Here is a 22,031-nt window from a genome sequence, read left to right as displayed (position 1 = left end):
TGTTGGAATATGCTGCTGTGAAAAATTCGATTAGTAGGGATTCAGATTACGTCTGACTTGACAGCTGGAATGCCGTCCAGCCCTCACCGCGCTGCTCGACGATCCCCTCGGCCGTATCCTGAGTGTAAGGGCCGAAGACTACTCCACCAGGGTTCGAGACGAACCAAGTACCCTCAGACTCGATGGGGGGAAGAGTGTCCCCATTATCGTCTGCAGCAGCACCCTCATCGACGAACGTCACGTCGCCGACCTCAGACTCCTGTTCGGGTTCCTGCTCGAGGTCCTGCTCACCTTCGACATCGCCGCTCTCGGCCGTTGCGTCGATGTCAGCAGCGTTGGTCTGGTCGACGTCCTGCGACTGGGCGACTTCAGCGGTGGAGAACGCCGTTGCGCCGGTGCTGGCACCGTCAGCGGTAGCCACGGCGCCGCCGCCGCTCTTGTAGTGATCCGCAGCCGCAGCGCCGGCACCGCCACCGGAGCCGCCAGCAGCGAGCGCGTCACCGCTCGCCGCGCTGCCCGTCTGCGCGTTGTTGTTCGTCTGATCGACGTTCACGTTGACGCTCGCGTCGCCCGACGACAAGTTCTGTTCCTGGTTGGCCTCGAGATCACCGATGGTTTGCTCGATGATGTTATCGGTGAGGTTTTCTGTATCTTCCTGTGCCGCTGCCGTTCCGGCGAATCCCATCGCCGCAACCGCGAATATTGCTACCGTCAGTGTGATTGCGAGTGCGCGTTTCATTGTTTCGTTGGATCCGTTTTCGAGGCACGCATCACACCGAGGATATTGCGGGTACCGAACCGTCGAACCCCATCCCGAAACTGCTACTCGTCGCGGTGATGATCAACCGCTGACGCATCCCCGTCGTGACGCGTTGCCCAGTTACGGTCGACCACGGTATCTCACTTGAACCCGGCCAACCATTTCACCGCGAATTGGCGGATTATAGGGCCTGATAAGCCGGATCAAATCATAGAGCCACACAGTCATGTGCATGAAAATACGGTTGGTTCCGGTATACTGGTCTTACATTGGATCACCCTGCCGGTATTCGTCATATCTGATAAATACTACTCTATCACGCCCTCCCACAATCGGTTGCTTCCGACAAGAGTAGTTTCTGCTTCACCGGGAAGGTCGTGACGTGATCTAAAATGCTGTTGATGGTCAGGGCGAGTCTACCGCCACACAGGGTGATGGAAACTCGCTGACTACGCCGTCGTTTCGCGGCATTGTCTTTGGATTTACTTGAAGAAATCCTCCCTCGAAATGCTCGATCTCTTGAGCGGGCGCCCACAAATACTGCCGGAGGTCGGCCTTGAGATTACCAATTTCCCTGATCGCTCGACGCTGTCATTTGACAGAACCAAGATGTCAGCCTAGCGGGTGCTGCTACGCCTGTTGGCGCGGTTGCACGAATTCTTCAGTCTACTACGATGGAAATCATGTTTTCGGTCGCGTACAGACGCTCAAAATCACCCCGCTCGTCGGTACTGAGCAGACCATCCTTGACGTTCACTGTATAACCGAGGAACGTCACGAGACGCAGGTCAGCTGCCGCAATGCAGGCGAGTTGTCAAGCCTCGCCAAACGCAGAAAAAGTGCAGAAGTAAAACGGTGATTCTATTCAGCTATTTAGAGGCTGATCCCGATACCGTCGAGAACGTCGTCGATCTCGCTGTCATCGAGTCCGAGGACATTCTCGAGGAAGCTCAGCAGGCCACCTTCGCTACTGAAGGTACCCTCGAGCTCACCATTAACGTAGACGAGGTATTCACCGTCATCATCAATAACGGTAACGTCCTCAGCGGAGACACCCTCGTCGCCGTTAGTGCCGTCGTCGCCGTCAGCACCGTCACCGTCGTCGCCGACGGTCACGTTGCCGACTTCGGACTCCTGCTCGGGCTCCTGCTCGAGGTCCTGCTCGCCGCTGACGTTACCGGTTTCAGCCGTGGCGTCGACGTTAGCAGCGTTAGTCTGGTCGACGTCCTGCGACTGAGCGACTTCGGCGGTGGAGAACGCCGTCGCACCAGCGCTGGCGCCGTCAGCCGCAGCACCGGCACCGCTGCCGCTCTTGTACTTTGCGTGACCCGCAGCCGCAGCGCCGGCACCACCGCTGGAGCCGTCGAGGGCGAGCGCGTCACCGGCCGTCGCGCTGGCCGTCTGCGCGTTGTTGTTCGTCTGGTCGACGCTCACGTCGACGTTCGCGTCACCCGACTGCAAGTTCTGCTCCTGCGTCGCCTCGATGTCACCGATGGTCTGCTCGATGAGCTCGTCGACATCGGAGATGTTATCTGTGTCTTCCTGTGCCGCAGCTGCTCCGGTGAGCCCCACAACTGCGAGGGCTCCGAACAGCGCTACCGTCAATGTGATCGCGAGTGCGCGCTTCATATTCGGTACTTCCCGACTGGTGTGAGAGCTGGAGCTAAAGCGTTGGTCTCATGAGGAAGATGTCTGGTTGAGTGAATGTGTTCAGTATCCCTCAGCCAGACGGTGTTCTTTCGGATTCGGACGTGAAAGATTTAGCGGAAGACGTCATCTGCCAGCTCCCCTTGCCAGGGATCGAGGGCTCGCCCCTCGATCCCGGCGATATCTGGGCTGTTGTCATTCTTGCAGCAGTCAATCAGACGTCCATCTGGGAGACGTGCAAGGACAACGACAACGCTGTCTGTGACGATACTGTCATGGACTGGCTACATACGCTCAACCGGGAGTGGCTTGAGCGGGTTGCTAACCGCCTTCTCAGAGAGTTAGCGATGACGATCCTCGACCCTGATCGGTCGAGGATCGTCTCCATTGACTTCGTCGATAACCCCTACCACGGAACGTACGCCGATGAAGAAGGTGAACTCTGTCGCATGCACGCGAAAGACGGAACAACGACGTGCCACCGGTACTGCACGGCGTATCTCGTCTCGAACGGAAAGCCAGTGACGTTGGCGATGACGTACGTCCGTAGTGATGAGAAAGAGGCCGACGCGGTCGAGCGCGTCCTCGACCGCGTCGAGGCCTATCCCTTCGAGATAGAGCTTCTGTTGGCTGATCGCGGCTTCTACAACGAACGTATTCTGCGCCGCTCACGGGAGGTTGCTGCGACTGTCGTTCCCGTCCAAAAGAAGGGCAAGCGCATGAGGAAGAAGCTGGATACGCACTGCTCGTACATGACAACCTATCGGATGTACAAAGGCCGCGAGCGGGAACTGGAATTCCCGCTCGCGGTCGCTGTGTCATATCACGCCGGAGATCGCGGGAAAAGTGGCGAGGTCGTGCGAGGCTATGTGGCGTGCGATCTGGCCGATCGCACGCCGAAACAAGTCGAACGGCTCTATCGGAAACGGTCAGCGATCGAAACGAGCTACCGTGTATTTCGCCAAGCACGAGTGGTAACGACGACACAAGACCCAATCATCCGCTTCGCGTTCGTCCTGGTTGGATTCCTGTTGGAGAACCTCTGGCTTGTGCTTCGATGGGCGGTCGTCGCCCGCCCCCAGCGGGGCGGGCGCGACCTGCCCGAGGAATTCACGTTCAAGACGTTCTCTGACTGGATCAGACATGCATTAGAGGAAGAGCTAGAGCGGACTTGGGAGATCGAAATGAACGGAACAGGTGTGCCAGAAGCATACGCGCCGGCCGCGGGCTGACGCCAGCCCGCGGCCTTGGGCAAGCTCCTGGTGAGCAACAGCATTCGCCTAGAACAGCGTATCTCAGCCTTCTTACTTCACTTCTCCTCATGCGTGGATTCTACTTCCTGTTCACTCAGTTACCACACCGGCATTCACTCTGTTCGTCCATGACTCAGCACAGTTCACGAAGCGACGTTCGGGAAGTACCGATATTTGGGTTGAGGTTTCGTTTATGAGGCACGCATCACACAGGGGGTACGCTCCGCAACGGAGCGTCGACCCCGTCCGCGGGGCCGCCGCTCGTCGCGAGAGGTACCAACCGACTCCCGACGCATCCCCGCTGTGACGCGTTGCCCAGTCGCTGCTCATCACGGTGTGCCACTTCAACCCGACTAACAGTTTCAACGGAATTCTCGTATTAGAGGCGCTGCAACCGTTGATATGCGGAAAGGTACGGAGTTCATCGTCCCCAACGCCGCACCCTTTGGTCGATATGATCACCTTATTGAATCGTTCGCTTCGAGTTCCGTCGAGCCGATCACGGGGCGCCGTCCCCGAAATGCCGCCTCTGAACCGCGGCGGTTCGGGACCGGTTTCCAGTAACCGGTGCCTTTGCGCCGTGAAACAGTCACTCCTTTCGATACGTAGCCGGCGGTTTCGAAGCCTCGAGACTGTCAATACCGACTGACTGCCGACTGTTCCTCGTTAGCATACCTTCATATCGAACCGTTTGCGGTCGAAGCTATCCGTTTCCGCCCGTAAGTTCAGGCCTTCGGAACGGTAGGTCGCTTCATATTTGTCGAAACTGACAGATAACAAAGTCTGTCATCGGGATACGACGGTTCACGCCGTGGAGTTACAGAAACGAAGACTCTCACGGTTCACGTCAAACGAATCATGACAAACACGACGACGATACGTTCACAGTGTACGACGGTTCTTATGGCATGTATAGTCGCCGTAGCGATGCTCTCGGTCGGCGCGCCGATGGCGGCCGCCGGCGAGGACGCCGAGTCCGGGGGCAACGCCAACGCCAGCGCCAACGGCGGCGCGCCGTACGCGCTCGAGGACGGTGAAGAACTGTACCTGGTCTTCGGCGCCGAGCTCGGAGACATGACCCTCGAGGAGTACATCGAGCAGCACGCGTCCGGGGATCAGGCGAGCGACGTCGAGATCTCCCAGTACCAGGACGTCGACCAGGTCAACATCAACCAGCAGGAGAACGCGACGTCGATCTCGATCGACGGCGGCGAGGCCACGGCGGTGCAGGAGGCCTCGCAGCACAACGATAACGACCAGTTCGCGGACGCGGACGCCGACAACACGCAGGCGGTCCAGACCCAGTTCGAGGACGTCGGCGAGGTCAACATCATCATCGGCAACAGCGACGGCAAGTCGTTCGACGGCTGGGGCATCGCCGACAAGAAGGGCCACAAGCCCGAGATCGACGACGCCGACCAGACGGCCGAAGCCGAAGTGACGCAGGTCCAGGAGGTCGCCCAGCTCAACTACAACGAGCAGAACGTTGCGTTCGCGATTGCGGAGAACGGCAGCGAAGCGACCGCCCTCCAGCAGTCCCAGCAGTCCAACGAGAACCTGCAGCAGGGCGTCGCCAACGCGACCAACGTCTACACGGGCAACGGTCAGTTCGAGGATCAGGCCGCGTCAGCGGTGGTCCAGCAGGGCCAGGCGGTCAGCCAGGAGAACATCAACCAGCAGGACGGCGCCGTCGCGATCGCCGTCGGTAACGACAGCGTCGCGACCGCGATCCAGATGACCGAACAGACCAACCTCAACAAGCAGATCGGCAACGCGACCGCCGAAAACGTCATCCGGTCGCTCGGCGGCATGAACGTCGCGACCGCGGGGATCGACGGCGACACCCAGATCCTCGACACCGAGCGATCGTACGAGACGCTGCTCGCCGACAAGGAGGGCGACCACCACAAGAAGAGCGGCATCCAGACCGCTACCTCCGAAGTGGCGCAGAACCAGACCACCGAGCAGATGAACGTCAACCTGCAGAACACGGCGCTGGCGATCGCGACCAACGAGAGCAACGCCACCGCCGTCCAGTTGGCCTACCAGTCCAACATCAACTCGCAGGTCGGCATCGCGGACGCGCTGAACGTCTACGCCGGCCCGAGCCACCAGTACGAGAACGCGATCGTGACCTCGACCACGAGCGTGACCGTGGGCGGCGAAGACGTCGACGGCATCGAAGGCATCTCGTACGACACCGACGCACAGCAGACGAACGATGCCCAGCAGCACGCGAGCGCCCAGCTCGCGCAGGTGCAGTTCGTCACGCAGGAGAACGTCAACGAGCAGCAGGCCGCCATCGCCGTGGCCGAAAACGGTGATACCGCCAGCGCGGCACAGGTGACCATGCAGGAGAACGAGAACGTCCAGTTCGGGTCCGTCGCCGCGACGAACCTCTGGACCGCAGCGTAACCGAACCGTTACGCGATCGTCGTTCGACCGGCTATCCACCCTATTTCGATATCTCGTTTTTTGGCGGCCGCGTCGCGATCGACGCCGAGCGACCGCTGTCGACGGTGATCGGCACCGACGGACCTCGTCTAGAGACGGCTCGGCGAGAGCGGCCGTCCGCGGCGCGGATGCCGGTCCGGAAAATAGGGTCGACGGAAATCCCCGTCGAGACGACTCGAGGCGAGACGGTTAGTCGAACATCTCGTCGACGTTCGTGAGCGTCTGGTCGACGATGTCGGTGGCGAAGCCGGAGTCCATGAAGTCGTCGCCGAAGTCGATCTCGCCGACGTCGGACGGAGCGTCACCGCCGTCCGACGAGAACGAGGTCTCGGTTTCCGTCACGGACTCCTCGACCGTCTGCGTGCTCTCGTTTTGGACCGACACGTTCTCGACCGCTTCGCTCGTTTCGACCGTCACGTTCTCGACCACTTCATTGGTTTCGACGGACTGGTCGCCGTCCTCTACTTCATCTGCCGTTGCAGCGCCGACTCCGAAGGCCATCGCCAGCAGTCCGACGACGACGACCACCGTGAGTAGTCGCTGACCGATGTTACGTCCGATCATGGGTATCAGCCCGCAGCGGGCATCGGCGGTTCACCGAACCCCCGGATAAACGCGGGCAATCGTTTGCAAGCAAAACAGACGATTGCGACGCTGTAGTCGAAACTTTGCGCGGAGATCGGTTCTCTGCCGGTCGTGTGATACGAATGATGGATCGCTGGCCGAGCCGTCGGTAACGAGACCCAAATCAGTCTCCGGCCCTGTCTTTCCGATTCGGTGATACGCGCTCGCAGTCGCGAAAGCCGAAAGCCCAGGCGGCAGTCCCCCGAAGAGACGGATCGACGACGCGCGGGCCCGCCGATCTATCGTCCGCGGAGACGATCAGTAGCTCGTGAAAAAGTGGTTTTGTCCTCGAGGTGGCCCCTCCAGATATGGATCGACGAACGCTCGTTCGGGTCGCGTCCGGGGTCGGGCTCGGGGCTCTCGCCGGCTGTCTCGGGGCAGCCGACGATTCGTCAGACGGGGGCGGCGACGAAAACGAAACGGCAGTGGCGGAGGCCGGGAACGAGACGGACGAAGCGATTGGAAACGAGACCGTAACCGAGGGGGACGACGTGCTCGAGGAAGATACGGAACTGACCTTCGAGACGCTCAAGGCCGAGCCGTTCGAGGCGATCGGTACGACGGCGCTCGACGATTCGGGGGACGAGGGCGACGAAGGCGATGGTGAAGAAACGGACGACGAGGAACTGGTCGACGAGGAGGCGACCGTCTACCACCGCATCCGAATCGAAAACGCGTCGGATCGCGACCGCGAGGTCGCGATCCGGATCGATCGCGACGGAACCACCGTGCTCGAGGGGACGAACGAACTGCCCGCGGAGACGGCCCTCGAGATCGTCATCGGCGAGCCGGGGACCTACGAGACGACGCTCGAGGCCGGCGGGATCCGGAACACGTCGTCGATCTCCCGATCCGGGACGCCCTGCGAGGAGTCCCGGACGGTCGTCTCGTTTACCGACGGCGGAATCGAGACGAACACGACGACGTCCTGTTGATCGCGAGCCTGCCGCACGTCGGCGGCGGGACCGGCGTTCGCGCGCGGCGTCCGGCCCTCGAGTCGAACGGAACGACGGCCGCCCGTGCGATCTGCCTCGCCGGACGCCCGTCCGCCGGCCGCGTCGTCCCGGTCGCGAGGCGACCGGATCGATATTCGGTATCCGGTTCCCCGATAGCCGACGAGCGACGCTCGAGGGACACACCGTCCCGGGGAGCGGACGCTACTCGTCGGCGTCGCTTCCGCCCGCCGAGTCGGCGTCCTCGCGGTGTTCGGCCAGCGCCTCGTCGATCGTCAGCTCGCCGACCGCGACCCGTCGGGCGAGCACCTCGTCGATCGCGCGGTTGTGTTCGCTCTCCTCGCGCGACCGGTCCTTGATCCGCTGGAGTTCGCCCGCCGTCGGTTCGATCTCGCGCGTGTCGACCACCTCGCCCTCGAGGCGCGCGATGTTGACTGCCGCGAGCACGTCCTCCATCCCACGCGCGCCCGTCCCGAGGTACGGCGTCGTCCCCGTTTCGTCGACGAGTTCGACGCGGACGTTCTCGAGGTCGTTGACGAGTTTGGCGCTCTGGAGCCGCGAGCCGTCGCCGATCCGGACGACCGGGTCGGCGGCCTCGTCAGCCTCGCGCTCGATCACCTCGACGGCGTCGGCCAGCGGCACCTGGAAGGCGGCGACGACCATCTCGCCCGCGAGGACGGCGATGCCGGGTTTGCGCCCCGGATCGACGCCGATGATCGTCCGGCCGCCCTCGCCCCGGACCGCGGTCAGCGCCTGATCGACGGCCCGTCGCGGATCGTCGGGATCGGCGACGATCGTGGTGACGTCGGCGAAGTCGTCGGCGTGGTCGGCGCCGGTGACGACGACCGCGGTCCGCTCGGGGAGCTCCTCGTGGGGCTCGACGGTCGTGAACTCGGTGCCGCGGTCGCGAAGCTCGTTGACGACGCCGTGGTACACCTCGAAGTCCGACGTTGCGACGACGATCACGGGTCGGCCTTCGTGGCCGGTCCGAATAAACGTGTCCGGATTCCCCGGTCACGTCGACTCGCTTTGCTGCCCGAGTTACGGCGGGACGCTCTCCGACGGCGATCCGCTACCCGGTCAGTGATTTCGATCACGGCCGATTCAGGTAACGCCGAAGCGCTCGAGTCGCGCCCGCGAGGAGACAACACGGGACGAAAACGACGACAACCGCACCGAAAATGGCCACCGCGTTTCCGAAGAACTGGCGGAACCACGGACAGAACATCCACATTCGGGCCGTATATAGCTGACAGTCAGGCGTTCCCGGAGTGAGTGCGTACGCCCCGAGCGCGGCGGCGAGCGTACCGACGGCGATTCCGGCGGAAGCGAGCCACGCCCCGACCAGCGACCGGTCGGTCGACGCCGATCGTTCGCGAGCGTCCGTCGCCGTTTCTCCGCCAGGCTGACTGTCCATACGGGCGACACGTCGCGACCGTCGGTGTTATCACTACCGTCTCGAGCCGAGAGCCGCAAGCCGACGGATTCGAAACTGACGGACGAACGGTTCGCGGAGCGGTTCCGGGGGGTTTTTGCGCCGACCGGCCCAAGCACGCCCGTGAACGAGGAGGCGATTCCGACCGGCTGTGGCCCGGTCGACGAGCTGCTCGGCGGGGGGTTCGAACGCGGGACCGTCACGCAGGTGTACGGCCCGCCGGCCGCGGGGAAGACGAACCTTGCGCTCTCGGCGGCCGTCGAGACGGCCGTCGCCGACGGGACGGCGGTCTACGTCGACACCGAGGGCGTCTCGGTCGACCGGTTCGAGCAACTGCTGTCGGCGCGGATCGAGGACTCGGCGCCGGCCGCGTCGTCCGACGGCGGCGACCCGGAACCGACGACCGACCTCGACGTCGAGACCGTGGCCTCGAGAATCGTCATCGAGAACGCGCTGGACTTCGAGGAACAGGCCGAGGCAGTCCGCGACGCCGAGGAGTTCGCCGAGCGGGCGGACCTGATCGTCCTCGACAGCGCGACCGGCTTCTACCGCCTCGAGCGTACCGGCGCCGGCGACGAGGGCGAGGCGCTGCGCAAGGTGGCCCGTCAGGTGACCCACCTGCTGTCGCTCGCGCGCAAACACGACCTCGCGGTCGTCCTGACGAACCAGGTGTTCTCCGACCCCGACTCGGATCGGACGCGGCCGCTGGGCGGGAACACCTTGGAGCACTGGACCGGCGTCGTGCTCCGCCTCGAGCGGTTCCGCGGCGGCAACCGGCGCGCGACCCTCGAGAAGCACCGGTCGAAACCCGCCGGCGAGTCCGTCCAGTTCCGGATCACGGACCGCGGCCTCGAGGGCGGCGAGGACGGGGGACCGCTCTGAGAACGGCCTCGATCGCCGATCAGGTCGCGGGGTCGTGGGTCGGGGGCCACGCCAACAGGTAAGTCGCTCTATCGGCTAGTCATATGCAACCGTGTCGCAAGGAACCGACGCTCGTGATTCGGTCGTCGAAGTCGAGTTCACCGTCACCGACTCACGGTATCCGCTCGTCGCCATGTCCGACGAAACCGGCGGCGACGTAACGCTCATTCAACTCCTTCCGCGGAGCGACGGCGCCTACACGATCTTCCACCGCGTCAGCGGCACGGATCCCGAACGGGTTCTCGAGGTGATCGAGGAGTACGAGGGGATCGAGGGCCGTCTCGTGAGCAGCGGTCCCGAGGACGCGATCGTCGAGGTCCGGATCGACGAGGCGGGCGAGTTCTTCACGATCGGGTTGACCGACGCGGGGGCGATTCCGACGGAACTGAGCAGCCGCGACGGCACCGCCCGGATCGTCGCGGAGATTCCGTCGATCTACTCCGCGTCCGACGTGATCGAGGAGTTTCAGGCGACGTATCCGGACGTGGAGATCGTCGCTCGCCGGCAGAAGTCCTACTCCGTCCCGTTGTTCCAGCAGCGGGAGCTCTACGAGGCGATCCTCGGAATGCTGACGCCGCGACAGCACGAGGCCCTCCTCCTGGCGTACGTGAACGGGTTTTACGACTGGCCGCGGGAGATAACCGGCGAGGAACTCGCCGCCGAAATGGACGTGTCGCCGGCGACCTTCCACGAGCACCTGCGGTCGGCCGAGCGAAAACTGCTGTCGTTGCTGTTCAGCGGCGGAGACGGGGACGGGAACGGGGGCGGCGGCGACGGCTCGGATCGCTAGAGTTCGTTCAGCTTCCGCAGGAGCTGGCCGCGGTACTCCTCGTCGCTGGCGACGCCTTTCATCTCTAAGACGTTGCGCTCGAGCTTCTCGAGTGCCACCCGGAAGGCGTTCTCGGCGCCGTACCCCTCGCCCGTGCCGGCGACCTGATCCTTGTTCGTGCGCAGGCGGATCTGACAGTGGACAAGCGGAGTGCCCCGGAGCTTCTCCTTGTGTTCCTTGAAGCGGACGTTGGCGTGGTGGACCTGCATGTCCTGGTACTTGTCCGCGACCTCCTCGATGCCCTCGACGACGCCCTCCCGGGAGATCGTATCGAGCATCGAGATGTTGGAGATCTGCACGTCCATGCGCTCCTCCTCGGTGAACGTCAGCGCGCGCAGGACGTCCGTCTTGGTGATGACGCCGATGACGATCCGGTCGTCGTCCTCTGGAGTAACGACGAGTCCGGCGTAGTCCTTCTCGAGCATCGTCTCGACGGCCTCCTTGGCCGTGGCGTCGAGGTTCGTCGTCTCGACCGGGCTGTTCATGATGTCGTAGACGGGCACGTCGAGCATCCGCTGGGTGTCGCCGACCCGGTCGCCGGTGGTCGTCGAGTGGCTCTCGCGGATGACGAAGTCGGCGATGTCGTGGGTCGTCACGACGCCGGTAAGGTAGCCGTTCTCGTTCAAGACGGGGAGCCGAGAGATGCCGTGTTCGCGCAGGTCGTTGATCGCCCGGCCGATCCCGTCGTCCTCCTCGATCGTGACCGGATCCGCGGTGTAGATGTCCTCGACGGTCAGCGTGTCGAGGTTGTCGATCACGGCCTCGAGAATCGCGTCGTCGGTGATGACCCCCCAGAGCTCGCCGTTCTGGAAGACGGGCGCGACCTTCGCGTTGCTCTCGATGAGAACCCGGGCGGTCTCCCGGACGTCCTCCTCGCGGTCGACCTTCGGCGCCGGCGCGTTCCGACTCGGCTTGGTCAGCGCCTTCACCTTGGCGTCGTCCTCGACGTGCGACTGGAGGACCTCCCGCTCGCTGATGACGCCCTCGTATTCCCCGTCGTTCGTGACGATAATTCCCTTGGGGTTGCCGTCCTCGAACATAGAACGGACTTTCCCCATGCGCGTGCCGACGTCGACTTCGATGTACTCCTGGGTGGCGATATCAGCGATATTCATCCTTCTGGATATACGTACTGTCGCCGAGGTATTTAACGTGCTGCCCGTTTTATCCAAGCGGCGATCGGTGCGGGGATTTTTGCCGTTGGCGTTGAAGACGAGCGCGGAATGATCGATATCAGCGTCCTCGGCCGCTACACCTACCTCGCGACCGAACTGTTCTGGGGTGCCGTCGCCGCCCTCCTGTTGCGGCGGGCCAACGCCCTCCGACGGGCCGCCGTGACGATCCTCGCGCTGTACCCGATCGCCTACGTCTGGGACCGCTACACCCTCGCCGTCGGCGTCTTCGACATCAAACTCCGGACCGGAATCGAGGTCGCCGGCATCCCGCTCGAGGAGCACCTTTTCATGGCGGTGGTCCCGGGGCTCGTGATCGGGATCCACGAAACGATCTTCGGGACGAAAGCGACCGATCGGTGACGGCAAAGACGAGAGGCGCGGTACAAAACAGCCCGGGAACGGACGCGAACTAGCCGCCGACCGACGGTCTGTCGATCCGATATCATTATCACCGTCTACTTTGAAGATGGGCGGACGAAATGTATTCTAGACGACAGTTGCTCGCTACAAGTGGCGCGCTCGGTCTTTCCGGTCTCGCAGGCTGTTCGGCCCGCTATGCGTTTCGACCGAAGATGGACTTCGCCGTCGAAAACTACCTCGAGGAATCCACGCTGATCGACGTCGCCTTCCTGTATCCCGACGAATCGGAGCGAAGCGAGGCGATCGCCTACGAGGACTCGTTCGAGATTCCGCCGCAGACCGAACTCGACGAGACGTGGAGCGTGGAAGACGTCGTTACCGACCGTCCCTACCGCATCGAACTCATCGTGGGCTCGACCGGCGTCTCGCATCACTATCACTACCTCCCGGATTGTGGCGACGAGGATCCGTACGAGATCGGCGTTCTAGCGAGGCTTCTCGACGACGGCGTTCGGTTCTCCCAGACGACCTGTTCGGACGATTCGATTCTCCTGTGACCGCCGACGCGAATCGATCGTCGCTCTCGTACCGATCGGGACGGTGGCACGACCGGAGCGGCGGTCCGAGTATCACTCGCTGCAACTGACCGCGGCTGCCTTATCTCGGTTCGGTGACGTAGCCGTCGATGACGCGGCGCGGCCCATCGGCGCGAGCGAGCGACCCCGACGCCGAGCGGACCGACCGTGCCGTCCTGCGGGCACTGTTCAACCTCGTTCTCGCCGTCGCGCTCGTCTGCGCGCTCGCGCTGGGGGCGCTGGTGGCGACGCCGCTTGCCCTCGAGGATCTCGGTGCCCCCGACGACATCCGGATCGATGGCGTCCCGGACGCCGCGCCGAGCCCCAGCCCCGAGCCGCCGCCGGCCGGCGACCGCGACCCGAACGTGACGGATCCCGACGACTCTGGCGTCTCGAGCTACGAGACCGAGGTCGAGATGATCGACTCGGCGACCGTCGAGGACTTCGTCCACGCGGAAGTCAACGAGCGTCGGGCCGAACACGGCCTCGCGCCGCTGGCGTGGGACGGGACCATCGCGTCGGTCGCGCGGGCACACAGCTACGACATGGCCCAGCGGGAGTACTTCGCGCACACAAACCCCGACGGCGAGGGGCCGTACGATCGCTTCACCGACGTCGGTGACTACTGTCGCGCCTACGGCGAGAACATCGCGCTGACCTGGGTCGGGCGGCCGGTCGAGCGGCCGGGCGGGGGCGGGGTCGTCGAGTACCGGACCGCCGAACGGCTCGCGACCGGCCTCGTCAACCAGTGGATGAACTCCACCGCCCACCGGGAGGCGATTCTCGAGGAGAACGTCGACCACGGCTGGGATCGCGGCGGCGTTGGCGTCTACATCGCCGACGACGGGGCAGTCTACGCGTCGCACAACTTCTGTCGCACGTGGTGACGAGACCGGAAAGCGCTCGAATACACTCGCTGCGAACGATTCCGAGGTTCTTAGGGCTGCCCTCCGTAGTCGGGAACACCGACATGGACGCGAGGGAGACACTCACCGCGATCTACCGGACGGCCAGCGACCGCGATATCACCTTTCTCGCGGCCGGCTTCGCCTACTACGCGTTCGTCTCGTTGATTCCGATGGTGCTGCTCGCGCTCGTCGTCGGCTCGCTGATCGGCGGGGAGGACGCGGCCGAACGCCTGATCCTGATCGCCGGCGATTTCCTGCCGGAGGCCGGCGAAACGCTGGTCGTCAACGCCCTCTCGGCCGAATCCGGTCGCGCCGAGGCGACCGTCGTCGCGCTCGTCGTCGCGACCTGGGGTGCGCTCAAGGTCTTTCGCGGGCTGAGCCTCGCCTTCGACATGGTTTACGACGAAGTCGTCGACGACTCCCTGCTCGATCAGATCCGCGACGGCCTCACCGTCATCGTCGCGGGGACGGGCGCGCTCGCGCTGATGGTCGCAGTCGGCGCCGTGCTCGGGTTCGCCGGCGACGTCGTCCCCTTCGCCGGAACGGTGAGCTGGGTGACGCTGTTGCTCGGACTCGTGCTGGTGTTCCTGCCGATCTACTACGTCCTGCCGCCGGTGCCGGTCGCGGTCGGCGAGGTCTGGCCGGGGGCGGTCTTCGCGGCCGTCGGCTGGACGATCCTCCAGGGCGGCTTCCAGATCTACGCGGCCAACGCCGGCCAGTATCAGGCCTACGGCGCCGTCGGCGCCGTGTTGCTGTTCGTCACCTGGCTCTACTTCGCCGGGATCATCCTCCTACTGGGCGCCGTGCTCAACGTCGTGCGGGCGCGCCCGGTCCTGGCCGAGTGACCGCCGCTCCGGCGAGACACGTCGACTCGTTTTCACGCGACGACGGGAGAAAGATTATGGTCTCGGCACCGCCAGACCCCCACAATGAGCAACGAGCGATCACGCCCGTCGGAGGCCGACGACCTGCACCCCGACGGCGGTGGGGACGAGGACGAAGACGGAGACGGAGACGGAGACGAGCGGGGGCACGTCGACGAGACCGACAGCCTCGAGCCCGGCGGCGGTCCGCGTCGCGTCGTCTCGGACAAGAGCGTCGACGACATTCTCGCGTCGCTCGACGATACCGACGCCGGGTCGGCGTCCGACACCGACGGCGAATCGGAGACCGGCTCCGCCGACACCGATTCGAACGCGAGCGGCGCGACCGTAACCACCACGACCGTCGAATCCGACTCGGATCCGCTCGAGTCGGTCACGACCGAGTTCGACGAGGACGAAATTCCGGGCCCGAAGACGGAGACCGCGTCCGAAGCCGCCGAGACCGTATCCGAGACGGACGGGACACCCGCGGAGCCGAACACCGGCGACGGAGCCGACGCGGAATCGCAACCGTCGACGGAGGACGACGGCGACTCGAGTTCGACCGCAGATCGGCGATCGGACACGGACTCGGATCCGGAGCCAGCCGACGCCGACGACGACCCGACCGAACTCGAGAGCGGGGACGCGGCGGAACAGGACGAGCCGGCGGCGGCGGACGAGATCGCGGCCGAAGCCGAGGCGGACCTCGCCGCCCGCGTCGAACGCGGCGAGATCACCGGCGCTGACGTCCGGGCCGCGGAAGCCGGCGACGGTCGCGAATCGACGCCCGAGATCGACGACGTCGACCTCTCGATGGACGACCTCGAGTCCGGCGCTGCGGCGATCGGTGGACCCGGATCCGCGACGAGTTCCGACGCGGGTCCGCTCGCCGGCTCGATCGACGGCGGGGACGAGACGGACGCCGACGAAAGCGACGGCTCGAGCGGAGCGGACGACTCCGAGGACGAGCAGGGCGGTGTTCTCGACCGTATCAAGCGGTTCTTCTCGTAATCGTCGTCTTCGCGCTCCGGGCCTGTCAGTCTCCGTTGGCTCGGGCTGGCGTCCTCGCTCTCACGGTCCCGCACCCGCGGCGCTTAGCTCACGAGCGTAATCAGCACGAACAGCGTCGCGATCGAGACCAGCGTGGTCAGGAAGACGTTCAGCGACGCGAACTCCTCGTCGCCGCCGAGTTCGGTCGCGAAGACGAACGTCGAGACGGCCGTCGGCGTTCCCAGCATGACGACCGTCGCGGTGAACGTCGTCGCGCCGACGTCGAGCAGCGAGAAGACGAGCCACGCGAGCGCGGGCATGCAGACGATCTTGAGCCCGATCACGGATCCCGTCGCGCCGAGATCGACCGACGGCAGATCGACCTGCAGCGACGCGCCGACGCACAGCAGCGCCAGCGGCAGCGATAGCGTCCCCAGAACGTCCAGCCCCGCCGTGACCGTGCCGGGGATCGAGACGCCGACGGAGCCGGTCACGAGCCCGGCGATCAACGCCGCCAGGACGGGATTGGTCGCGAGGCCGCGAATTTCGTCGCCGATCGCGGCCCCCGCGCCGTTGAGCGTCGAGAGGACGACGATCGTCAGCGGCAGCTGCGTCAGCGTGACGACGCCGAGGACGACGCTGGCGATCGCCGTCACGTCGTCGTCGAACGTCGCGGCCACCAGCGGCAGGCCGAGGTAGCCGAGGTTCGAGTGGTAGGACTGGACGATCGCGACGCTGCGACGCGGCGTCGACGACCGATTCCGGTGGACGAGCCAGGCGATCCCGGCCGTCGCAAAGAGGACGAACAGCAGTCCGGCGAGTAGCGTCGGCGACAGCAGTTCGCCGATATCGCGGTCGTACGTCGAGACGAAGATCAGCGCCGGCAGCGCCACGTAGTAGGCGGCGGCGTTCAGTCGAGCCGTCCGCGTCGCGTTCAGGACGCCGGTCGTTCGCAGGCCGGTCCCGAGCAGCAACAACACGAGCAGCGCCAACAACCGGCTTACGACCTCCATACACCGGTCCAGTCGACTCGGCTTTTTCTACTGTTCGGTCGCGGAGAGCCATGTGATCCCATCACAGTATCGGCTTCGACGGTGAACGCGAGACGGAATCACCGCCTCGAGCGAGGGGGACTCGAGAACACACTTCGAAGTCGAAACGTCGACACCGGCGCTCGAGAAGTCGTTCGCGGGGAGGTAGTGGGTTGGGGCAGAGTTGAACCACGCCGAGACGTGCTCGCTACGCTGCGTGCCTCGTCTGGTTCAAACTACCCGTACCAATTTTTGGAGCGACGTGCTTGCCGCTCTCCTCATATAATGTCGCTCGAAAAATGGGTTGGGGCAGATTTGAACTGCCGGCCTCCTCCATGTCAAGGAGGTGTCATAACCAGACTAGACCACCAACCCGCCTGGTTTCGCTTGCACCGTGGCGCGTCGCCACGTCGTCTGCACTCATTGGTTGCTGGCCACCATAATTGAAGGTTTCGAATCGGTCGCCGTACGCGAGTCGGCCCCACGCACCGTCCCCTCCGACACGCTTAAGGTGATGTACTCATTTGAGCATTGTAAGACAACTACGTACATTGGTTTCCACTATGAAGGAGTACGTCGAACGCGTGACCGAGGGCGAGGATCTGACACAGGCAGACGCTCGAGCGGCCTCAACGGCCGTTTTCGAGGACGCGACGGAGGCCCAGATCGGCGCGCTGCTGGCGGCGCTGCGCGCGAAAGGCGAGACGGAGGCCGAGATCGCGGGCTTCGCGCAGGGGATGCGCGAGGCCGCGCGGACGATCTCGCCGGACCGCGAGCCGCTGGTCGACACCTGCGGCACGGGCGGGGACGACTACGACACGATCAACGTCTCGACGACCAGCGCGATCGTCGCTGCCGGCGCTGGCGTGCCGGTCGCCAAGCACGGCAACTACTCGGTCTCCTCCTCGTCCGGCAGCGCGGACGTGCTCGAGGAGGTCGGCGTCGATGTCGAGGCCGAACCGCCGGCCGTCGAGGCGGCCATCGAGGACGACGGGATCGGCTTCATGCTCGCGCCGGTGTTCCACCCGGCGATGAAGGCCGTCATCGGCCCGCGCAAGGAACTGGGCATGCGGACGATCTTCAACGTGCTCGGCCCGCTGACGAACCCCGCCGGCGCGGACGCGCAGGTCGTCGGCGTCTACGATCCCGACCTCGTCCCCGTTCTGGCGGACGCCCTCTCCCGGATGGACGTCGAGCGCGCGCTGGTCGTCCACGGCGCCGGCACCGACGAGATCGCCGTCCACGGCGAGACCCGCGTCGCGGAGGTCGACGGCGAAGCCGTCGAGGAGTACACCGTCGAACCTGCCGACCTCGGGCTCGAGACCCACGACATCGCGGACATCTCGGGCGGCTCCCCCGAGGAGAACGCCGCCGACATGCGCGGGATCGTCGAGGGCGACGTCGCGGGCGCGAAACGGGACGTGATCCTCGCGAACGCCGGTGCGGCGATCTACGTCGCCGGTGAGGCCGACTCGCTCGAGGCCGGCGCCGACGCTGCGCTCGAGGCGATCGAGTCCGGCGACGCGGCGGCGAAGCTCGAGGACCTCTGCAGCGGCGCCGAGGCGACGCCGGAGCCGGAAGCGGAACCGGAGGTCTGAATCGATGCCCGCGACGCGCGTGAAAGTGTGCGGCCTCACGAACGAGGCCGACCTCGAGACGGCCGTCGACGCCGGCGCCGACGCCGTCGGCGTCATCTGCGACGTGCCGGTCGACACGCCCCGCGAGGTGTCGGTCGAGCGCGCTCGAGCACTCGTCTCGAGCGCGCCGCCGTTCGCGACGGCGGTGCTGGTGACGATGGCCTCGGATCCCGACCGCGCCGTCGGACTGGTCGAGGACGTCGGTCCCGACGCCGTCCAGCTTCACGGCGACGCGGACCGGAAGCTGCTCGAGCGCCTGCGGTCGGAGACCGACGCCGACGTCCTCCTGGCGATCGATTCCGATGAGGTCGCGGCCGCCGAGCGCTACGACGACGTCGTCGACGGGCTGCTCGTCGACACGGTCGACGAGTCGGGCGGCGGCGGCACCGGCGAAACTCACGACTGGGAACAAACGAAAGCGGCCGCTACCGACCTCGAGTCGCCGCTGATCCTCGCGGGCGGACTCACGCCCGAGAACGTCGCCGACGCGGTGCGGACGGTCGAGCCGTTCGCCGTCGACGTGGCCAGCGGCGTCGAGGCTGAGGGCGGCGTCAAGGACTCCGCGGCCGTCCGATCGTTCGTCCGCCGGGCCAAGAACGCGACGCAGTCGGCGGAATCGAACCCGGACTCAGAATCGGAACTACACCCGGAGCCCTGAACCCCCATGAGCGACGCAGCTACCGACGCCGACGCGACCGACGTACCGACCTTCGACCTCGAGCGCGAGGCCTTCCGCGAGCACGCGACGCGCAGCGAGGGGCCGACGGTCGTCCGCACCGTCGCGACCCTCGCAGTCGAGACAACGCCGCTGGCGGCCTACGCCGCGCTGACCGGCCGCTCGGCGGGCAGCGACCGCGACCGATCGCCCTACGCGTTCCTGCTCGAGAGCGCCGAGAAGACGGCCTCAAGCGATCCCGACGGCGCGTTCCGGCCGAGTTCAGCCGAAGCAGACCGCCACGCGCGATACTCCTACGTCGGCTACGACCCCGAGGCCGTCGTGACGGTCGAGTCCGGCGAGGCCAGCGTCGAAACGCTGACCGACGACGCCTCGCTCACCGGCGTCGACACCGACGCCGACGGCGACACGGTCGACGCGCTCCGGGCCGCCATGCCCGACGTCGAACTGGCGAACTTCCCCGACCACGACCGCCAGCACCTGGAGGGCGGCCTGGTCGGCTTCCTGGCCTACGACGCCGTCTACGACCTCTGGCTCGAGGAGGTCGGCCTCGAGCGACCCGAGTCGCGGTTCCCCGACGGACAGTTCGTCCTGACGACGAAGACCCTCGCGTTCGACGAGCGCGACGGCACCGTCTCGCTGGTCTTCACGCCGATCCTCGAGGCCGACGACGACCCGGACGCGGTCTACGACGCGCTCCAGGCTGAAGCCGCCGCGGTGGCAGACACGCTGCGCGACGCGGAGCGACCCGAAACCGGCGGGTTCGTCAAGCGCGACGAGACCGCGGGTCCCAAGGCCGATTACGAGGAGAGCGTCCGCAAGGCGAAAGAGCACGTCCTCGACGGCGACATCTATCAGGGCGTCATCTCGCGCAAGCGCGAACTCTACGGCGACGTCGATCCGCTCGGCTTCTACGAGGCGATGCGCGAGGTCAACCCCTCGCCGTACATGTACCTGCTCGAGCACGACGACCTGACCGTCGTCGGCGCGAGCCCGGAGACGCTGATCTCCGTGCGCGGGCGCGAGGTCATGTCGAACCCGATCGCCGGCACCTGCGACCGGGGCTCGAGCCCCGTCGAGGACCGACGCCTCGCGGGGGAGATGCTGGCCGACGAGAAGGAACGAGCCGAGCATACGATGCTGGTCGACCTGGCGCGCAACGACGTGCGACGCGTGTCGGAGGCGGGCTCGGTCCGCGTCGACGAGTTCATGAACGTCCTCAAGTACAGCCACGTCCAGCACATCGAGTCGACGGTGACGGGCCGCCTCGCGGCAGATTCCGACGCATTCGACGCGACTCGAGCGTCCTTCCCCGCCGGGACGCTCTCGGGCGCGCCCAAGATTCGGGCGATGGAGATCATCGACGCCCTCGAGGCCCAGCCCCGCGGGCTCTACGGCGGCGGCGTCGGCTACTACTCCTGGACGGGCGACGCGGATTTCGCGATCGTCATTCGAACGGCAACGGTAGAGGACGAAGGGGAGCGGGACCGGATCACCGTCCAGGCCGGCGCCGGACTCGTCGCCGACAGCGACCCCGAATCCGAGTACGAGGAAACCGAGAAGAAGATGGGCGGCGTCCTCGCGGCCCTCGAGGAGATCGAACTGCCGGCCGATGAGACCGACGCCGGGCCGGACGGGCGCCGCGAAACGACGGAGGTGAGCCGATGAACGCGACGCAGGAACGAGACGACGCGAACGCGGACGACTCAAGCGGCGACGGATCGGCGACCGACGGGGACGCGACCCGCGTCCTCTTTATCGACAACTACGATTCGTTCACGTACAACCTCGTCGAGTACGTCAGCCAGCAGGCCGGCACCGAGACCGAGGTGCTGAAAAACACCGCCTCGCTCGAGGAGATCCGCGCGGTCGACCCGGATGCGATCATCGTCAGCCCCGGTCCGGGCCACCCGAAGAACGACCGCGACGTGGGCGTCACGATGGACGTGCTGCGGGAGATCAGTCCCGAGGTTCCGACGCTGGGCGTCTGTCTGGGCCTCGAGGCCGCCGTCCACGAGTACGGCGGCACGATCGGTCGCGCCCCCGAGCCGATCCACGGGAAGGCGTCGTCCGTCGACCACGACGGCGCGGGCGTCTTCGAGGGCTTAGAGCAGGGCTTTCGGGCCGGCCGCTACCACTCGCTGATCGCGACCGAGGTACCCGACTGCTTCGAGGTGACCGCGACGGCCGACCACGGGAGCGAGACGCTCGTGATGGGCGTGCGCCACCGCGAGTACCCGCTCGAGGCGGTCCAGTTCCACCCGGAGAGCGTCCTGACGGCGGTCGGCCACGACGTGATCGAGAACTTCCTCGCACAGTGCTAACCGCTGCTCGGGTCGATTTCGACGCCGCGCTCGAGAACCGACGACCGTAGAAACGAGAGCAACCGATTGAACCCGAGACGACTGTTCTAAGCGAAGATCTGCGGGCGTTTAGACGCCGGGAATGACGCCGAGCGATCCGGTCGCGTACAGCGCCGCGAGGACGACAGCGGCGATGATGCCGACGCGGACGGCGAGTTTGATCGCGATGCGGATCGCGATGACGGCGACCGCGAAGGCGGCGAGCGCTGCGAGGACGAGGAGGACGGTCGACCCAGTGAATGGTTCGGGCATACGCGAGACCCCGCACTGCAGGGACGTAATCTTTCTGGATATCGTGACAGACACTCGAACGTGAACGAACGGGACGACCGGTCGCGACTCGAGTTCCGGGAACGAGGAAAGTGCCGACGGAGCCGAACGAGGGCCATATCTGGCCACCGGAAGGCGTTTCAGCGGCCGAATCGTCCGAGCTTCTGCGACGTTCACCGGGGAGTCGTACCTGTCAATTCGGTTTTGGTTTCAGATCGCTCTGACAATCGTTAAGGTGGATTGGATCGTAGGGTCTAGCAGGAGTGAGTGCGACCGTTCTACCGGTCGCAGGCAATCAGGCTAT

21 protein-coding genes, 1 tRNA gene and 1 pseudogene are annotated in these 22,031 nt (G+C 65.2%); 15 read left to right on the top strand and 8 right to left on the bottom strand.

Annotated features, from left to right (window positions below; translation table 11 throughout):
- Nucleotides 1–46 precede the first annotated feature (46 nt).
- Entirely contained in the window at nt 47–685 is a 639-nt protein-coding gene (locus ACYQ26_RS15035; RefSeq protein WP_459809709.1) for a hypothetical protein, read from the bottom strand.
- A 478-nt stretch (nt 686–1,163) separates the two neighbouring features.
- Here ACYQ26_RS15035 and ACYQ26_RS15030 point away from each other — a divergent pair.
- Nucleotides 1,164–1,586: pseudogene (locus ACYQ26_RS15030) on the top strand (IS5/IS1182 family transposase); the annotation flags it as partial.
- A gap of 47 nt (nt 1,587–1,633) precedes the next feature.
- On the opposite strand, the gene ACYQ26_RS15025 reads toward ACYQ26_RS15030, so the two are convergent.
- The gene (locus tag ACYQ26_RS15025; protein ID WP_459809708.1) at nt 1,634–2,389 is read right to left on the bottom strand and encodes a hypothetical protein; all 756 of its coding nucleotides are present in this window, start codon (nt 2,387–2,389) and stop codon (nt 1,634–1,636) included.
- 77 nt (nt 2,390–2,466) lie between these two features.
- Here ACYQ26_RS15025 and ACYQ26_RS15020 point away from each other — a divergent pair, with 77 nt between their 5' ends.
- Nucleotides 2,467–3,639, top strand: coding sequence for an ISH3 family transposase (locus ACYQ26_RS15020; protein ID WP_459806326.1), 1,173 nt, complete (start codon nt 2,467–2,469; stop codon nt 3,637–3,639).
- Between the two features lie 924 nt (nt 3,640–4,563).
- On the top strand, nt 4,564–6,075 hold the full coding sequence (locus ACYQ26_RS15015; protein ID WP_459809707.1) for a hypothetical protein: 1,512 nt from the start codon (nt 4,564–4,566) through the stop codon (nt 6,073–6,075).
- A 228-nt stretch (nt 6,076–6,303) separates the two neighbouring features.
- On the opposite strand, the gene ACYQ26_RS15010 is transcribed toward ACYQ26_RS15015, so the two are convergent.
- Nucleotides 6,304–6,678 carry a hypothetical protein gene (locus ACYQ26_RS15010; RefSeq protein WP_459809706.1) on the bottom strand — a complete coding sequence of 125 codons (375 nt, stop codon included), beginning with the start codon at nt 6,676–6,678 and terminating at the stop codon, nt 6,304–6,306.
- A 368-nt stretch (nt 6,679–7,046) separates the two neighbouring features.
- Between ACYQ26_RS15010 and ACYQ26_RS15005 the strand changes: the two genes are divergently transcribed.
- Nucleotides 7,047–7,673 (top strand): Ig-like domain-containing protein, encoded by a 627-nt coding sequence (locus tag ACYQ26_RS15005; protein ID WP_459809705.1) that lies wholly within the window; start codon nt 7,047–7,049, stop codon nt 7,671–7,673.
- 222 nt (nt 7,674–7,895) lie between these two features.
- Here ACYQ26_RS15005 and ACYQ26_RS15000 read toward each other — a convergent pair whose 3' ends face one another.
- Nucleotides 7,896–8,657: a hypothetical protein gene (locus ACYQ26_RS15000; protein ID WP_459809704.1), complete on the bottom strand. Its 762-nt coding sequence runs from the start codon at nt 8,655–8,657 to the stop codon at nt 7,896–7,898.
- Nucleotides 8,658–9,249: 592 nt separating this feature from the next.
- Between ACYQ26_RS15000 and radB the strand changes: the two genes are divergently transcribed.
- Together radB and ACYQ26_RS14990 are read left to right on the top strand one after the other, a co-directional pair.
- Nucleotides 9,250–10,008 (top strand): DNA repair and recombination protein RadB, encoded by a 759-nt coding sequence (radB, locus tag ACYQ26_RS14995; RefSeq protein ID WP_459809703.1) that lies wholly within the window; start codon nt 9,250–9,252, stop codon nt 10,006–10,008.
- Between the two features lie 91 nt (nt 10,009–10,099).
- Nucleotides 10,100–10,837 (top strand): bacterio-opsin activator domain-containing protein, encoded by a 738-nt coding sequence (locus ACYQ26_RS14990; RefSeq protein ID WP_459809702.1) that lies wholly within the window; start codon nt 10,100–10,102, stop codon nt 10,835–10,837.
- Here ACYQ26_RS14990 and ACYQ26_RS14985 read toward each other — a convergent pair.
- Nucleotides 10,834–11,991, bottom strand: coding sequence for a CBS domain-containing protein (locus tag ACYQ26_RS14985; RefSeq protein WP_459809701.1), 1,158 nt, complete (start codon nt 11,989–11,991; stop codon nt 10,834–10,836). The two genes, ACYQ26_RS14990 and ACYQ26_RS14985, sit on opposite strands and share 4 nt — an antisense overlap.
- A gap of 108 nt (nt 11,992–12,099) precedes the next feature.
- Here ACYQ26_RS14985 and ACYQ26_RS14980 point away from each other — a divergent pair, with 108 nt between their 5' ends.
- The 5 genes from ACYQ26_RS14980 to ACYQ26_RS14960 all read left to right on the top strand — a co-directional run bounded on the left by ACYQ26_RS14980 (nt 12,100) and on the right by ACYQ26_RS14960 (nt 15,771).
- Nucleotides 12,100–12,411, top strand: coding sequence for a lycopene cyclase domain-containing protein (locus ACYQ26_RS14980; protein WP_459809700.1), 312 nt, complete (start codon nt 12,100–12,102; stop codon nt 12,409–12,411).
- A 212-nt stretch (nt 12,412–12,623) separates the two neighbouring features.
- Nucleotides 12,624–12,968, top strand: coding sequence for a hypothetical protein (locus tag ACYQ26_RS14975; protein ID WP_459809699.1), 345 nt, complete (start codon nt 12,624–12,626; stop codon nt 12,966–12,968).
- A 128-nt stretch (nt 12,969–13,096) separates the two neighbouring features.
- Nucleotides 13,097–13,873: a CAP domain-containing protein gene (locus ACYQ26_RS14970; RefSeq protein ID WP_459809698.1), complete on the top strand. Its 777-nt coding sequence runs from the start codon at nt 13,097–13,099 to the stop codon at nt 13,871–13,873.
- An 83-nt stretch (nt 13,874–13,956) separates the two neighbouring features.
- Nucleotides 13,957–14,739: a YihY/virulence factor BrkB family protein gene (locus ACYQ26_RS14965; RefSeq protein ID WP_459809697.1), complete on the top strand. Its 783-nt coding sequence runs from the start codon at nt 13,957–13,959 to the stop codon at nt 14,737–14,739.
- A gap of 84 nt (nt 14,740–14,823) precedes the next feature.
- Complete coding sequence (locus ACYQ26_RS14960) at nt 14,824–15,771, top strand: hypothetical protein (protein ID WP_459809696.1); 948 nt, start codon at nt 14,824–14,826, stop codon at nt 15,769–15,771.
- 83 nt (nt 15,772–15,854) lie between these two features.
- Here the strand turns inward: ACYQ26_RS14960 and ACYQ26_RS14955 are convergent, their stop codons facing one another.
- Entirely contained in the window at nt 15,855–16,763 is a 909-nt protein-coding gene (locus ACYQ26_RS14955) for an AEC family transporter (RefSeq protein ID WP_459809695.1), read from the bottom strand.
- A gap of 318 nt (nt 16,764–17,081) precedes the next feature.
- A tRNA-Val gene (locus ACYQ26_RS14950) sits at nt 17,082–17,156 on the bottom strand.
- 188 nt (nt 17,157–17,344) lie between these two features.
- Here ACYQ26_RS14950 and trpD point away from each other — a divergent pair.
- Genes trpD through trpG form a run of 4 tightly spaced genes read left to right on the top strand, consistent with a single transcriptional unit; the run spans nt 17,345 to nt 21,418 of the window.
- Entirely contained in the window at nt 17,345–18,379 is a 1,035-nt protein-coding gene (gene trpD, locus ACYQ26_RS14945) for an anthranilate phosphoribosyltransferase (protein WP_459809694.1), read from the top strand.
- Nucleotides 18,380–18,383: 4 nt separating this feature from the next.
- Nucleotides 18,384–19,076 carry a phosphoribosylanthranilate isomerase gene (locus tag ACYQ26_RS14940; RefSeq protein WP_459809693.1) on the top strand — a complete coding sequence of 231 codons (693 nt, stop codon included), beginning with the start codon at nt 18,384–18,386 and terminating at the stop codon, nt 19,074–19,076.
- A 6-nt stretch (nt 19,077–19,082) separates the two neighbouring features.
- On the top strand, nt 19,083–20,762 hold the full coding sequence (gene trpE, locus ACYQ26_RS14935) for an anthranilate synthase component I (RefSeq protein ID WP_459809692.1): 1,680 nt from the start codon (nt 19,083–19,085) through the stop codon (nt 20,760–20,762).
- Nucleotides 20,759–21,418 carry an anthranilate synthase component II gene (gene trpG / locus ACYQ26_RS14930; protein WP_459809691.1) on the top strand — a complete coding sequence of 220 codons (660 nt, stop codon included), beginning with the start codon at nt 20,759–20,761 and terminating at the stop codon, nt 21,416–21,418. The genes trpE and trpG overlap by 4 nt, the downstream gene beginning before the upstream one ends.
- Before the next feature lie 108 nt (nt 21,419–21,526).
- Here the strand turns inward: trpG and ACYQ26_RS14925 are convergent, their stop codons facing one another.
- Complete coding sequence (locus tag ACYQ26_RS14925) at nt 21,527–21,709, bottom strand: DUF8029 family protein (RefSeq protein WP_459809690.1); 183 nt, start codon at nt 21,707–21,709, stop codon at nt 21,527–21,529.
- Nucleotides 21,710–22,031: the final 322 nt, after the last annotated feature.

This window comes from Halopiger thermotolerans, assembly GCF_054654555.1.
This window is presented reverse-complemented; position numbering and strand designations above follow the sequence as displayed.